Below are 13997 nucleotides of genomic sequence, written 5' to 3' on the forward strand. Positions count from 1 at the left end.
CAGCCGCGAGCGGTAGGCCCGCGCCTTCCCGGGGTCCGGCCCGGCCGCGCCGATGCCCAGGTGGCGGAATTGGTAGACGCGCTGGTTTCAGGTACCAGTGGCCGAGAGGCCGTGAAGGTTCGAGTCCTTTCCTGGGCACCAGGTGTATGGCTGGCGAGCCCTGGGCGGGGGCGAAGCGGGGCCGCACCTGGAGGGGCACGGGAGGGGCACGGGAGGGGCATTACCTGGAGCGGCGCGCGCGGCCTTGCCCCAAGGGTCCCTGCTTCTCGCCTTCTTCCTCCCGGCGCTCCGTCTGGGCGGCGAGCCGTGCCCGGCGGGCGGCAATTCCGGCAAGCACTTCGCGCATGAAGAGCTCGCCCATGAGCTCGATAAGGTAGCCGAGCCCGCGCTCGGCCATGTCGGCGGCTTGCGTCTCGTCCACATGGGGGCCGGTCAGGCGAAAGAATTCGCGCACCTGCGTTTCCGCCAGCCAGCGCATCGCCGAGACATAGCGCTTGAGCCCCTCGGGCGCGTAGCCGCGCTCGCGCGTGAAGCCGAGCCGGCCGAGATCCTGGAGGAGGCGAAGGATGCGCGCATCGCGCGGAGAGACGGTGCCATCGGCTGCGACATCGATCGCGCCGGCCTCAACAAGCTCGGCAAGCCGCCCGGCCGGATCCGGAGCATCGGCAAGGATGGCAAGTGCCGGTTCGCGCTCCCCAGTCAGTTCCAGCCGGGCGCGCAGCAAGCGATCGACATGGGGAAGGATGTCGGGGCTGTCCCAGCCGGACTCGGGCGGCGCATCGAGGAGCACGCGGATGACGCCCAATGGCAGGTAGCGGTCTTCCCGCAGGCGGCGGATGGCGAGCAGGCGGGCAAGATGCTCCTCATCATAGAGGGCGGCGTTGCGCGCGGTGCGCACTGGCTCGGGAAGTAGGCCCTCGCGGATATAGAAGCGGATGGTCTCCCGGCCGATCCCGGATGCCTTCTCGAGGTCGCGCATGCGCATGAACCGATACCTAGCAGCCGACGCCGGCAATCGCTACGCACTCTGAACCCCGGCAAGCACCTGGGCGATGGCGCAGCGCCAGCCGGCGCGGCGGGCTTCGCGCTGGCCGGAGCTGCTCCGCGGCTCGAAGCGCCGGTCGGGCCGCACCATGCGCGCCGCCGCCGTTGCCAGGTCAGGGACAAGGCCCGTGCCCACGGCTGCGAGCATCGCAGCTCCAAGCGCTGTCGTCTCGATGTTGGCTGGCCGCACCACGGGAAGCCCGGTCGCATCCGCCAGGTCCTGGCAGAGCCAGTCGTTTGCGACCATCCCGCCATCGACCTTGAGCACAGAAGGGGCAACGTCGTCGCCGGCGAAGGCCTCGAGCAGGTCGGCGGTCTGGTTGCCCATGGCCTCGAGTGTCGCGCGGGCGATGTGGGCGCGGCTGGTCGCACCCGTGAGCCCGGTCAGCATGCCCGTTGCGCGCGGCTCCCACCAGGGCGCACCGAGGCCGGCAAAGGCGGGAACAAGGGTGACGCCACCGCTGTCGGGCACGCTTGCTGCAAGCGCTTCCGTCTCGGCTGCAGCGCCGATGAGCCCGAGTCGGTCGCGCAGCCACTTGACGGCATCGCCGCCGACGAAGACGGAGCCTTCGAGCGCAAACGCTGGCTCGCCTGCCGTCGCTGCCCGGGTGGCAAGGAGGCGGTGGTGGCTCTGTGGCACGCGCGCGCCGCTTGCGGCCAGGAGGAAGATGCCCGTGCCATAGGTGCACTTGGTCTCGCCGGGCGCAAGGCAGCCCTGGCCGACGGCCGCGGCCTGCTGGTCGCCAGCGACTCCCGTGACGGCAAGGTCGCGCCCGCCCAAGCGGAGGGTTCCGAACTGGCCGACGGACGGCCGGATGGCGGGAAGCGCGCTTTCGGGTACGCCGAGCAAGGCGCAGAGGTCGCGATCCCATGCGCCTGTGCGAAGGTCCATGAGGAGGGTACGCGAGGCGTTGGTCACATCGGTTGCGTGGATCGCACCGCCGGAGAGGGCAAAGAGGAGCCAGCTGTCGATCGTCCCCAGCATAAGCCGGCCTGCCGCCGCCGCCGCAGCGACCTGTGGCACCTGGGCCAGCATCCAGGCCCACTTCGTCGCCGAAAAATAGGGATCGAGCAGGAGCCCGGTTGTTGCTTGCACTTGCGGCTCCTGTCCGGCTTGGCGCAGGCGCGCGCAAAGGTCGGCCGTGCGCCGGTCCTGCCAGGAGATGGCAGGCGCAAGCGGCGTACCTGTCGCGCGATCCCAGGCAACAGCCGTTTCGCGCTGGTTGGTGAGCCCCACGGCTGTGATCGCGCCGGCACCGACCTCGCGCACCACCGCCTCGGCTGCAGCGCGCGTCAAGTCACGGATTTCGGCCGCATCCTGCTCGACCCAACCGATCTCGGGGAAGCGCTGGGTGAGCTGGCGCGCAGCGCTGGCGCAGACCCGCCCGTCCGTCGCAATGGCGAGCGCCCGCGTGGACGTGGTGCCAGCATCAAGCGCGAGCAAAAGCGCCATCTTTCCTCCCTTGCGTGCCTGCGATAGCGCATCTGCCATCAACCGGAAGGGGGCTTTCCATGTCGGCGCTTGCCCGCCTTGTTGCGCTGCTTGATGTCGAGGAGATCGAAGTCGACCTTTACCGCGGCGCCAACAGCGATCCGGGCTGGATTCGAGTCTATGGCGGGCAGGTGGTGGCGCAGGCGCTCGCAGCTGCCCAGCGCACCGTGGCCGACGACCGCCCGGTCCATTCGCTCCACAGCTATTTCCTGCGGCCAGGCGAGCCGCGGGTCCCCATCCTCTACCGAGTGGAGCGGGAGCGTGATGGCACAAGCTTCTCGACACGGCGTGTGCAGGCAATCCAGCACGGCCGGCCCATCTTCTCGATGATGGCCTCGTTCCAGAAGGCCGAGGGCGGTTTTGTCCACGCAGCCCCCATGCCCGAGGCGCCAGCGCCTGAAACCCTGCTCTCAGAGCGTGCGCTCGAAGTGCGCAACCGCGACCGCACCCCCGAGCCCTGGAAGACCTTGTGGGCAACGCGCGAGCGCCCGTTCGACTTCCGCCCGGTTGCACCTTCCGATCCGTTCGCGCCTCGACCGCGGCTGGCCCGGGCGCAGCACTGGTTCCGCACTGACGGGGAGGTGGCAGACGACCCGAGGCTTGCTGCCTGCCTGCTTGCCTATGCGTCGGACATGACGTTGCTTGACACGTGCCTCCTGCCGCACGCCATAAGCTGGACCGACCCGAAGCTGCAGGCGGCGAGCCTCGACCACGCGATCTGGTTCCACGCGCGTTACCGGCCGGCGGAATTCCACCTGATCGACCAGGCAAGCCATGCGGCCGGCGGCGGCCGGGGCCTCAACGAGGGGCGGATCTTCGCCCGCGATGGACGGCTGGTGGCCTCGGTCGTCCAGGAAGGGCTGATCCGCTACCGGGCCTGAGGCGCGACTGGAAGTGGCGCTCGGACGGCCGGGGGCGAGGGACCCCGGCCGGCGGTGCAGAAACTCAGCGCGCGGAGCCGGCGAGCATGTCGGCAAGAAACGCCCAAGCGATGCTGAAATAGATGATGACTCCAAGAAGATCCATGATCGAGGTGATGAGCGGGGCGGAGAGCGTTGCGGGATCGATCCGGAGCGCGCGGGCGATGAAGGGGATGGTCACGCCGAACAGGCTGCCGGCGATGGTCACGATCAGCATCGAGAGCCCAACGACCCAGAGCACGTCTGTGCCGATGCCCTCCTTGAAGATGAGCGCCAGCAGCACTTCGAGTGCGGCAACGCCGATGCCGAGCGCGGCTGCGACCGGCACGTCGCGTCGCAGCACTTGCACGACATCGCGCCATACGGAGCTAATCTGGCCCAGCGCCATGGCCCGGATGACAAGGGTCGCTGACTGGCTTCCCGTGTTGCCGCCCATGTCGATGATGGGGGCGATGAAGGCGGCAAGCACAATTGCTTTTGAAAGCAGCGCCTCCTGGGCGGCGACGAAGAGCGAGGAGATCATGCCAAAGCCGGTGAGCAACGCAAGCCAAATGAAGCGCGCCCGGAACATGGCGGGGACGGGCGTTGCGATGATGTCGATGTCGGGTCCGCCAAGGGCTGCCGTGCCGCCGAAATCGGTGAGCCGGCGGGCCAGCGCGGCCTCGGCAACATCGAGCGCGTCGTCGAAGGTGACGATGCCAACCAAACGGTCGGCTTCGTCAATGACCGGGATGGCGAGCAGGTCATAGTCCGCAATCTTGTCAGCGACGGCCTCACGCTTGTCATCGACCCGGGCGAAAACGAGGTCGGTCACCATGAGGTCGGCGATCCGGCGGGTTTCCGGGGCAAGCAGGAGATCGCGCAGCGAGACCACGCCGACCAGCCGACGGTCGGAATCGATCACATAGGCATCATAGATGGTCTCGCGGTCTGGCGCTTCGCGCCGCAGCAGGGCAATGGCTTCGGCAGCCGTTACGTCTGGAGGAAGAACGGCATAGTCCGATGTCATGATGGAGCCCGCAGTCCCTTCCGCATAGCTTGCGAGCCGACGGACATCCTCGCGCTCAGCGGCGGCAAGGCCAGGCAGGAGCGCTTCGCGGGTCTCTTCCGGCAGTCCCTTCCACAAGTCGGCGCGCTCGTCGTGAGGCATGTCGGCGAACAGGCGCTGGAGCCTTGTGCGCGGCATGGCCTCGGCGAGTGCCAGCTGGTCAGGGGCGGGCAGATAGCCAAGCACGCGGGCTGCGACCGCCGGCGCAAGCGCCTCAAGTGCAGCTCCGGCCTCTTCTGGCGCAAGCTCGGCCAGGGCATCGGCGATGTCGGCTGGCGGCAGCGGCTGGAGCAGGGCGGCGACGCCTTCGCGATCGCCGGCCCGCAGCAGGGCCTCGAGCATCGCCGGGGCAAGCGCGGCGCGGGTTTCCATGGCCATTGCGCTCAGGCCGCGCGCGCAGCGCGCATGACAAACCGGCGAAGCAGACGCCGGGGTGCCGCCCGGTTGCACGGCAGCGGCCGGGCCGAGGCTGGCGCATACCAGGCCGAATGTGCAATCTCCCACGCACAGCGAAGGCCTTGAGGGCCCGCTTCCCAGCGCATCACCAAGAGTGGGGCCGGATGCCGCGCCGGCGCCCCCATATCCCGCGCAGGCAGGATCGGAACGACGTTTGCCATCGGTCACCTCCTTTCCGCCACCGGCGGAACGGGCGACCGGAGAGACGCTAGCTGGCCTCGCCGCTCGACCGGCGTTCGCCGGGAGCCAGTCTGCAACGGGGCTTCGTACCCCGACTTAAGCCTTCGTCCATCTTTCTCTCACGCGAAACTCCGCGGTTGACGGAGCGGGCGCGACATGGTGAGGGCAGCTTCTGCTGTCAAGCAGAAGGTCGGGACGCTGCTTCCATTTCTTGAAGCCTTGGGACTCTCGACCCTGGTCGTAACCGTTGCCGAGATCGGCGACAAGACGCAGCTCCTTGCCATTGTGCTCGCAGCGCGGTTTCGCGCCCCTTGGCTCGTTCTTGCTGGGATCCTTGCTGCCACGCTTGTCAATCATGCCCTTGCTGCCGTGGTGGGTGCTGCGGCAGCGGAGTTGCTTGGCGGCGCATGGTTCCGCTGGGCGGTTGGGCTTGGCTTCCTGCTGATGGCTGGCTGGGCGCTGGTGCCCGACCAAGGGGCAACGGAGGTCAAGTCGCGTGGCAGCGTGTTCTGGACATCGACGTTTGCCTTCTTCCTTGTCGAGATGGGAGACAAGACTCAGGTGGCAACGGCGTTGCTGGCAGCGAAGCATCAGCAAGTGATCAGCGTGACGCTTGGGACGACGCTTGGCATGATGCTGGCCAACGCGCCGGCCGTCTGGCTTGGCGAGCGCATCACCCGGCTGGTGCCACTCAGGTGGGTACGGGTTGGCGCTGCGGCCTTGTTTGCAGCGCTTGGGCTCCTTGTGCTCCCCTTTGGACTTGCGCTGGAGGGGGCTAGTGCGAGCTGACGGCCCACGCCGGCAGAAGGCTCGCACCTTCCCGGCTGAATCCGCCCAGGGGCCGTGTCAGCCGGCCTCGGCAGCGACCCAGGCGGCGACTTCTTTGGCGACGGTATTGGCGGCAGAGTTGAGCGCCCGGCTGACTTCGCCAGGTTCTACCACGCCGATGCTTGCCGCGCCTTCGAACCGGCGCTGACGGATGCCGTCGGGACTGGCAAGCGTGGCGTCGAACCGCACCCTTGCAACCGCCGTGCCGCCTGCCTCGACGTGGAAAGCGACAAGCTCGCCCCCGAGGACCCGCGGTGCGGCCTTGCCTGTCACGCGCCGGTCGAGGACGGCAATGCCGGCGCTGGCGAGCGTGTCGCCGATGAGGCGCACGAAGAGCTGCGCTGGTGGCTCTGACCATATCGCCCCCTTCAAATACTGCACTTCGGTCGCCGAGATCTGGACCGGGATGCGGACTGTCTGCAGCCTGGCCGGGGCAGTTGCGGCAAGCAGCGTGACCGCCCTTGTCTCGTCGACTTTGGGAAGCGCTGCTGGCGCGGTGGCGGGGGGGGATGGTGACAGGGTGAGCAGCGCGGCTGGCGGCGGTGCGGGGGCACCGATCTGGACGATCGGGCCGCAAGCAGCAGCGAACAGCGCAAGAACAGGGGCAGCGCGCATCAGGGTGTCTTGGGCTCGTAGTCTGGCAGTGCTCTGCCGGCAAGGAAGCTCTGCGGCTCGGTTGCAGCGCGCTGTGCAAGGGCATCGATGCTGGCGGTTGCGCTGCGAAGTTCGAAGAGAAGCCGGTTGAGCTCGGGGATCGTGTCAGACGACAGGGTCTCGACACCAGGTCCGGCGGCCTTGATGAGCGCATCAAGGCGGTTTGCGGCTGCCGTGGTTGCGCCTGCTGCCTTCTCCAGTTCAGCTAGTGCGGCCTTGCCATCAGAAGTCGCAAGCCGGCCCGCCGAGTCGGACAAGGCTGCCACGCGATCAGCTGCAATCGCAGCGGACTTCAGCGTCCTTTGGGCTTCATCGAGCGTTGCGCCGAGCTTGGGGGCTTCCTTTGCGACTTCGGTGCTGGCGGTGTCGAGATTGGCGAGGAGCTCCGCGAAATTCTGCCGGTTCTCATCCGAGAGCACTTCATTCAGGCGCGCCACCAGCACCGAGGCTCGCTCCACCACTTCGGGCGCCGTCTCGAGGATCTGGCCAAAGCCTGAAGTCCGGGTGGGGATGACAGGCACACCATAGGGCCCCGGCTCGATGATGGGCGGCGCATCGCGGATTGCCCCCTGGAGCTGGATGACCGAGACACCGGTGAAGCCTGAAGCCTGGAGGATGCCCGTTGTCCCCTCAAGCACCGGCACATCCTCGCCGACCGAAATGCGCACGCGGATGAACTCGGGGGCTTCTGGCATGAGTGCGATCCGCTCCACTTGCCCAACCGGCACGCCCGAGAAGGACACAGTCGAGCCGACTGCGAGGCCAGCGACCGACTGCTTGAAGAAGAGATCATACTCGCGCCGGCCGCCGGTTGAATAATTGGAAAGCCAGAGGATGAAGGCGAACAGCGCGACGACGAGCGCAAGCGTGACTGCCCCCACCACGATGGTCGAGCGCTTTGTTTCCATTCAGGCCCCCTTTGTTCCGGCAAGCTCCGCTTGCGCTCTGGCAGCTGCCCGGCCTCGAGGCCCGAGGAAATAGTCTTGCACCCACGGGTGGTCGAGCCCGGTTACCTCCGCGATTGTTCCGACTGCGAGCACACGCTTCTCGGCAATCACGGCCACGCGGTCGCAGATGGTGATGAGCGTGTCGAGATCGTGAGTGATGAGGAAGACGGTCAGGCCCATGCTGGCCCGCAGGGTCAAAATGAGCTGGTCAAAGGCTGCAGCCCCGACGGGATCAAGCCCTGCTGTTGGCTCGTCGAGAAAGAGGAGGCCAGGGTCCATCGCAAGCGCGCGCGCAAGGGCCGCACGCTTTTTCATGCCCCCGGAGAGCTCGGCGGGATATTTGGCACCGGCCTCACCTGGCAGGCCCACCATTGCGATCTTGTAGGCAGCGATCTCATCCATGAGTGGCTCGGCAAGCGCAAGATGCTCGCGCAACGGCACCTGCACATTCTCAGCAACTGTCAGGCCTGAGAACAGCGCGCCGGCCTGGAACAACACCCCCCAGCGCCTGGAAAGCGCCAGGAGGGCACAGTCGGGTGCCGTGACTTCCACTCCGAACACCCGGATGGAGCCTGCGGCAGGTTGCTGCAGCCCGATGATCGAGCGCATGAGGACCGACTTGCCAGCACCCGAGCCGCCGACAATGCCGATGATCTCGCCTGCCCGCACATCGAGATCAAGGCCGTCGTGCACCACCTGCGTGCCGAAGCGGTTCACAAGCCCCCTGACGGAGATGACCGGGTCTTCTTTCACTCACACAAACCCGATGGCCGTGAAGAAGACGGCAAAGAAGGCATCGAGCACGATCACAAGGAAGATCGCCTGGACGACCGCAACCGTGGTCCGCTCGCCGACAGATTCGGCAGTGCCTGTCACCTGCATTCCCTGGAAGCAGCCGGTCATGGCAATGACGGCGCCAAAGAAGGGGGCTTTGGCCATGCCGATCCAGAAGTCGGACATGGGCACCACTTCGCGAATCCGCTGCACATAGCTGGCCGGCGGGATGTCGAGCACGGCCCAGCACAGGAGGCCACCGCCGATGACAGCAAGGAGGGAAGCGTAGAAACCGAGCAGCGGCATGATGATAGTGAGCGCAATCACTCGCGGCACTACCAGCACTTCGACAGGATCAAGGCCGATGGTCCGCATCGCGTCCAGCTCTTCATTCAGTTTCATGGTGCCAATCTGTGCTGCGAATGCTGATGCCGAGCGGCCGGCAACCATGATCGCGGTCAGCAGGATCCCAAGTTCGCGGAAGGTCGCCCGGCCGATCAAGTTGATGGTGAACAGCTGCGCACCAAACTGTTCGAGCTGGACTGCACCCTGCTGGGCAATCACGATTCCGATGAGGAAGCTCATGAGGGCGATGATCCCGAGCGCGTCGACGCCTGTTGCTTCCATCTGCTGCGAAACTGCCTGCCAGCGGATCCCGCGCCGGGAGAATGCCGTCTTTCCCGTGACAAGGAGCACAGTGCCGACAAAGCCAAGCCCGGCCCCCATGGTCTGGACTGCAGCGATTACCGCCTCGCCAACCTTCTCGACCTTGGTGATCCAGGCCGGGCGCGAGTCGGGCCGGATGCTGCAGGGCCGGTCGGCGGCGGCAACTTCGGCGAGCAGCCGCGCAGCTTCGGCCGAGGCGCCTTCCACCCGGCTTCCTGGCCGGTCGCGCAGGAGCCGGTGGACGAGCCAGGCGCCGACCGTGTCGATCCGCGTGACGCCAGCAAGATCGAGGGCAACTGGCCCCGCTGGCGCTGCGGCAAGCCTCTGCTCGACACCGGCGGCCTGGTCGATGGTCAGCTCGCCTTCAAGATGGAGCCGATGCGGTCCCGCGCTGGTCCCAGCACCGGTGTCGGTGGCTTGCGTTGCCATGAGGGAAGAAGGGTTGCCTGCCGGCGCCCCTGAATGCAAGGCCCTGCGGCCATGGTGCGCCGTGTTCGCTTCCTTGTCGGCCTCCTTGCCCTTGTCTTTTTTGCTGCAGCGCCCCTGGTTGCCCAGCGCTTCGAAGCGCGGGTGCTGCGCGTGAAAGATGGCGACTCCTTCCTTGTCGAGCGGATCCCGCAAAAGCGGGTGAGCGAAGTGCGGCTTGCCGGGATCGACGCACCTGAGCTTGGCCAGCCCTGGGGTCTTTCTTCACGCTCGGCGCTGCGCCGCCTCATCAGCGGCCAGCGGGTGACCGTCGATGTCATCGATCGCGACCGCTACGGCCGGCTGGTCAGCAAGGTCTTTGTCGGCCAAGTCTATGTGAATGCAGCCATGACCCGGTCTGGCAATGCCTGGGCCTTCTCCCGCTTTCTGCCCGATGCGGCAATCCGCGCCGGCCATCATGCCGCGCGCAAAGAGGGCAAGGGCCTGTGGTCGCTTCCACCGGAACAGCGGGTGCCGCCTGCCACCTGGCGCGAGACCAACCCCCGCCAAGAGCGATGAAGCTTGCCCTCTACGACATGGACCGGACCATCACGCGTGAGCCGAGCTGGCTTCCCTGGCTGCTGTTCTGGGCACGCACCGAAGCGCCGTGGCGACTTCTTCTCCTCCCGCTCGTCGCAGTCCCGCTTGTCCTCTACCCCGCGCTTGGCCGCAAGGGTGTCAAGCAGGTGATGCAATGGCTGCTGATGGGAGCGTCTGTCCCTGAGGCGCGGGTGGCAGCACGAGCACAGCAATTTGCCGCGGACTTTGGCGCGCGTGCCGAACGGCAGGACGCGCTTGCCCGCATCGCCGCCGATCGCGCCGAGGGCCATGACGTGGTGCTCGTGACAGCGTCGAGTCGCTACTATGTCGAGGCGCTCGCCCAGCGCTGGGGAATCGCCCATGTGATTGCGACCGAGAATGTCCGGGACGGCGGCGCCATCACCCACCGTATTGCGGGGGAGAATTGCTACGGAGGGGAAAAGGTTGCACGGCTGCATGCGTGGCTTGCCGGCCGCGTGCCGGCAAGCGTGCGCGCCTATTCTGACCACGCCAGTGACGCTCCCCTTCTCGAACTGGCCGATGAACCAGTCGCAGTCTCGCCTTCAGCCGCACTCTCCCGGGTTGCAGCTGCCCGTGGCTGGAAGCAGGTCATCTGGTCTTGAGCTGGATCCGATGGAGCGGGGCAAGGCGCAGGGCAAGAAGCAGGACGAGAAGCCCAAGATAGAGCCAGGGCTCCCACTGAAACCCTTTTACCCGCAGGAGGAAATGCACACAGGCCGCAATACCGGCAAGGTAGGCCAGGCGGTGGAGCGCCTGCCAGCGCCTTGCCCCGAGCTTCCTGATGGCGGCCGAGGTTGAGGTGAGCGCGAGTGGCAGCAGCGCCAGCACAGCGACCATCCCGGCCAGAATGAACGGGCGCTTCGCCGTTTCTGCAACCAGCGCTGAAAGGCTGAGATCGAGATCTGCGAACAGGTAGAAGAGGAGGTGCATGGCGGCATAGGCGAAGGCCCACAGCCCGAAAAGGCGCCGGAGCGGCATCACCCGGCCCCAGCCGGTTATGCGGCGAATGGGTGTGCAGGCGAGGCTTGCCAGCAGCGCCCGCAAGGCCGCAAGCCCGAGCGCATTGTGGGTATAGGCGACCGGCTCGGCCGAGAGCGCACGCGATGCGGGATTCCACCCCAAGAGCTCAGCCCAGCCTGCAGCGAGAAAGAAAAGCGGAATGGCCATGACAGCATGGGCTGCCGCCCTGAGACTGGATGACATCAGAAGAAGCGCTTGAGATCCATGCCGGTGTAAAGGCCGGCGACTTCGGAATAGCCATTGAACAGGAGTGTCTCGCGTCTCCTGAACTCGCCGATCCGCCGCTCGCGCGCCTGGCTCCAGCGCGGATGGTCGACCTCGGGGTTCACATTGGAATAGAAGCCATATTCGCGAGGTGCCGCCATGTTCCAGCTGGTCTTGGGCTGGTTTTCGACAAAGTCGATGGCGACAATCGACTTCACTGACTTGAAGCCATATTTCCAGGGCACAACGAGGCGGATGGGCGCGCCATTCTGGTTGGGCAGGCGCCGGCCATAGACTCCGACGGCAAGGAGCGTGAGATCGTGCATGGCTTCATCGAGCCGGAGCCCTTCGCGATAGGGCCATGCCAAGACCGGGTTCCGGAGGCCCGGCATCTGGGCCGGGTCGGCGAGCGTGCGGAACGCCACATATTTGGCACTCCCCAGCGGCTCGACGGCGCGGACGAGGCTCGAAAACGGCACCCCGACCCAGGGGATCACCATCGACCAGCCCTCGACACAGCGGAAGCGGTATATGCGCTCCTCCCACGGCGCCCGGGCAATGTAGCGGTCCACATCCAAGGTGATGGGCTTCTTCACAAGCCCGCCGACCTCGACTGTCCAGGGGCTTGGCCTGAGGCTGCCCGCGTTTCTGGCTGGATCACCCTTCTCCAGCCCGAACTCGTAGAAATTGTTGTAGCTGGTCACGTCAACCAGCGGCGTGGGTGGCTCGCCGGCGTCCCGCGTCCGCCGGGCGGCGATCGCGGCCAGCTTTGCCGGGTTGGTCGAAGCAGCGGCCGGCAGCGCGCCGGATGCGACCATGCCCGCCACCACTGCGCGGCGGTTGAGGAACAGGGCTTCGGGCGTGACCTCGCGCTCGGGAAGGCCCCACGAGGGATTTCGGCGAATCGGCATGGCCCTCTTTCTACGCTCACAGATGAACCGGGGTTACACCCGCTGTGGCCATGCTATCGATAGCGGCAAGGCATGGCGTGGCATTCGCCCGCACGGGAGGAGCGATGCGGCTCAGACTTTCCTTCATGGCAGCAGCGCTTGCGCTCGCCGCCCCGCTTGGCGCTGCGCCAGACGCGGACATCGCCGCCCGCCTCGCCATGGCCGAGGCCTGGCTTTCGGTGCAGCTTGCACGCGAGAATATCCCTGGTGCCTCAGTGGCGATTGTCCATGGCGAGACCACACTCTTGGCCAAGGGGTTCGGCTTTGCGAACGTGGCCGCCCGCGTCCCCGCCACGGCCGACACCCGCTACAGCATCTGCTCGATTTCCAAGCTGTTCACCGCCATGCTGGCGATGCAGGAGCGGGACGCTGGCCGGCTCGACCTCGACGCACCGGTCGAGACCATCCTCCCATGGGCCAGGCTCGCGCCCGCCGAAGGCCAGGACGGCCCAGTGACCGCCCGCGGGATCCTGAGCCATGTCGCCGGCCTGCCGCGCGAGACCGATCTTCCCTACTGGAGCGAGGTGAACTTCCCCGACCGGGCCACCGTCCGGGCGCGCGTGCCAGCGCAGGCGATGCTCTACCGCGGCTTCGACACTTGGCAATATTCGAACCTCGGCATCACGCTGCTTGGCGAGATGGCAGCCGCGACGGCGGGGAAGGATTTCGCCCCGCTGGTCACTGCCCGCATCCTCGCGCCCCTTAAGCTCACCCGCACCACGCCCGATCTTCCGGTCGCGCTCCACGGCCGCGACTTCGCCGTCGGCTACAAGGCGCGCCGAACCGGCTGGGCGCGCGCGCCCTTCCCGGCCTATACGCTGAAAGGCCTCGCCCCTGCCGCCGGCTTTGCCTCCACGGCAAATGATCTCGCGCGCTTCGCCCAGTGGCAGTTCCGCCTGCTTGAGAGGGGCGGCGAGGAGGTGCTGAAGGCTTCGACGCTCCGCGAGATGCAGCGCACCCACTGGGTCACGCCCGACAAGCCCGGCGAGGCGTGGGGCCTTGGCTTCGCCGTCTCGACGCATGAGGGCAAGAGTTTCGTCGGCCACGGCGGCTGGTGCCCCGGCTACCGCGCCAACCTCATGATGCGCCTGCCCGACCGGGTCGCCATCATCCTGCTTGCCAACGCCGACGACGCCGACACCGGCGCGCTCAGCCGCGAACTCTGGGACCTCGTGTCGCCGCCCCTCCGCAGGGACGCGAAACCTGCGCCGCGCACCCGCAACCTCGCCGCCTTCGAGGGCCGCTACGGCCGCCCCGCCTCGGCGAGCGATGTCTGGATCGCCCAGATCGGCGACGAGCTGGTCTCCATCCCGCTGTTCGAGGCGCGCGGTGTTGCCAAGGCTCTCACCCGCTGGCAGCCGAGTGGCGAGGACCGCTTCCGTCGGGTGCTTGAGACCGGCGCTCTTGGCGACGAGCTCCGCTTCGACCGCGATGCGTCCGGCCGCATCACCCGCCTGTGGGTCCACAGCAACCCGATGCAGAGGCTGGAGCCCTGATGGAAAGCATCCGCGTGCAGAATGGTGATGTCGGGCTCCATGTTGTGGTGGCTGGCCCGGCCAACTCCGCTGAGCCCCCCATCCTCTTCGTCCATGGCTGGCCCGAGCTTGCCCACAGCTGGCGCCACCAGCTCGCCCATTTTTCGGCTGCCGGGCGCCGGGTCGCAGCCCTCGATGTCCGCGGCTATGGCCGGTCCGACAAGCCCTGGCCGGTCGAGGCCTACCGCCTCTCGGTCATCTGTACTGACATCGCCGCCATCATCGACGCGCTGGGCGGGAAGGCCGTCCTTGT

At 67.0% G+C, this 13997-nt stretch carries 15 protein-coding genes and 1 tRNA gene; 7 read left to right on the top strand and 9 right to left on the bottom strand.

Going from position 1 to position 13997, the window contains the following annotated elements:
- The first annotated feature begins 54 nt into the window (after nt 1-54).
- Nucleotides 55-141: transfer RNA gene (locus ACWIQA_RS06355), tRNA-Leu, on the top strand.
- 79 nt (nt 142-220) lie between these two features.
- Here ACWIQA_RS06355 and ACWIQA_RS06360 read toward each other — a convergent pair.
- Together ACWIQA_RS06360 and ACWIQA_RS06365 are read right to left on the bottom strand one after the other, a co-directional pair.
- Nucleotides 221-985 carry a MerR family transcriptional regulator gene (locus ACWIQA_RS06360; protein WP_448582230.1) on the bottom strand — a complete coding sequence of 255 codons (765 nt, stop codon included), beginning with the start codon at nt 983-985 and terminating at the stop codon, nt 221-223.
- 33 nt (nt 986-1018) lie between these two features.
- The gene (locus ACWIQA_RS06365) at nt 1019-2497 is read right to left on the bottom strand and encodes an FGGY family carbohydrate kinase (protein WP_448582231.1); all 1479 of its coding nucleotides are present in this window, start codon (nt 2495-2497) and stop codon (nt 1019-1021) included.
- Nucleotides 2498-2556: 59 nt separating this feature from the next.
- Here ACWIQA_RS06365 and ACWIQA_RS06370 point away from each other — a divergent pair, with 59 nt between their 5' ends.
- A complete protein-coding gene (locus tag ACWIQA_RS06370) occupies nt 2557-3417 on the top strand; it encodes an acyl-CoA thioesterase (protein ID WP_448582232.1) in 861 nt (286 codons plus the stop codon).
- 64 nt (nt 3418-3481) lie between these two features.
- Here ACWIQA_RS06370 and mgtE read toward each other — a convergent pair whose 3' ends face one another.
- A complete protein-coding gene (gene mgtE / locus ACWIQA_RS06375) occupies nt 3482-4876 on the bottom strand; it encodes a magnesium transporter (RefSeq protein ID WP_448582233.1) in 1395 nt (464 codons plus the stop codon).
- Nucleotides 4877-5296: 420 nt separating this feature from the next.
- Between mgtE and ACWIQA_RS06380 the strand changes: the two genes are divergently transcribed.
- The gene (locus ACWIQA_RS06380; protein ID WP_448582234.1) at nt 5297-5929 is read left to right on the top strand and encodes a TMEM165/GDT1 family protein; all 633 of its coding nucleotides are present in this window, start codon (nt 5297-5299) and stop codon (nt 5927-5929) included.
- 57 nt (nt 5930-5986) lie between these two features.
- Here ACWIQA_RS06380 and ACWIQA_RS06385 read toward each other — a convergent pair whose 3' ends face one another.
- The 4 genes from ACWIQA_RS06385 to ACWIQA_RS06400 are packed head-to-tail and all read right to left on the bottom strand — an operon-like array spanning nt 5987 to nt 9438.
- Entirely contained in the window at nt 5987-6583 is a 597-nt protein-coding gene (locus ACWIQA_RS06385; protein ID WP_448582235.1) for an ABC-type transport auxiliary lipoprotein family protein, read from the bottom strand.
- Nucleotides 6583-7530 (bottom strand): MlaD family protein, encoded by a 948-nt coding sequence (locus tag ACWIQA_RS06390; RefSeq protein ID WP_448582236.1) that lies wholly within the window; start codon nt 7528-7530, stop codon nt 6583-6585. The genes ACWIQA_RS06385 and ACWIQA_RS06390 overlap by 1 nt, the downstream gene beginning before the upstream one ends.
- Nucleotides 7531-8322 (bottom strand): ABC transporter ATP-binding protein, encoded by a 792-nt coding sequence (locus tag ACWIQA_RS06395; RefSeq protein WP_448582237.1) that lies wholly within the window; start codon nt 8320-8322, stop codon nt 7531-7533. It abuts the gene before it with no gap.
- A complete protein-coding gene (locus tag ACWIQA_RS06400) occupies nt 8323-9438 on the bottom strand; it encodes an MlaE family lipid ABC transporter permease subunit (protein ID WP_448582238.1) in 1116 nt (371 codons plus the stop codon).
- Nucleotides 9439-9489: 51 nt separating this feature from the next.
- Between ACWIQA_RS06400 and ACWIQA_RS06405 the strand changes: the two genes are divergently transcribed.
- Both ACWIQA_RS06405 and ACWIQA_RS06410 read left to right on the top strand, forming a co-directional pair.
- The gene (locus ACWIQA_RS06405; protein ID WP_448582239.1) at nt 9490-9993 is read left to right on the top strand and encodes a thermonuclease family protein; all 504 of its coding nucleotides are present in this window, start codon (nt 9490-9492) and stop codon (nt 9991-9993) included.
- Nucleotides 9990-10637, top strand: coding sequence for an HAD family hydrolase (locus tag ACWIQA_RS06410; protein WP_448582240.1), 648 nt, complete (start codon nt 9990-9992; stop codon nt 10635-10637). Before ACWIQA_RS06405 ends, ACWIQA_RS06410 begins: the two co-directional genes overlap by 4 nt.
- Here the strand turns inward: ACWIQA_RS06410 and ACWIQA_RS06415 are convergent.
- Together ACWIQA_RS06415 and msrP are read right to left on the bottom strand one after the other, a co-directional pair.
- Nucleotides 10624-11202, bottom strand: a complete 579-nt coding sequence (locus tag ACWIQA_RS06415; RefSeq protein ID WP_448582241.1) for a sulfite oxidase heme-binding subunit YedZ — start codon at nt 11200-11202, stop codon at nt 10624-10626. The two genes, ACWIQA_RS06410 and ACWIQA_RS06415, sit on opposite strands and share 14 nt — an antisense overlap.
- A gap of 35 nt (nt 11203-11237) precedes the next feature.
- Nucleotides 11238-12170: a protein-methionine-sulfoxide reductase catalytic subunit MsrP gene (gene msrP, locus ACWIQA_RS06420; RefSeq protein WP_448582242.1), complete on the bottom strand. Its 933-nt coding sequence runs from the start codon at nt 12168-12170 to the stop codon at nt 11238-11240.
- A 104-nt stretch (nt 12171-12274) separates the two neighbouring features.
- On the opposite strand from msrP, the gene ACWIQA_RS06425 reads away from it, so the two are divergent.
- Nucleotides 12275-13705: a serine hydrolase domain-containing protein gene (locus ACWIQA_RS06425; RefSeq protein WP_448582243.1), complete on the top strand. Its 1431-nt coding sequence runs from the start codon at nt 12275-12277 to the stop codon at nt 13703-13705.
- Nucleotides 13705-13997 (top strand): alpha/beta fold hydrolase (locus ACWIQA_RS06430; RefSeq protein WP_448582244.1); only part of this gene is annotated, 293 nt, incomplete at its 3' end. The genes ACWIQA_RS06425 and ACWIQA_RS06430, both read left to right, overlap by 1 nt.

The sequence above is a fragment of the Thermaurantiacus sp. genome (assembly GCF_053487655.1).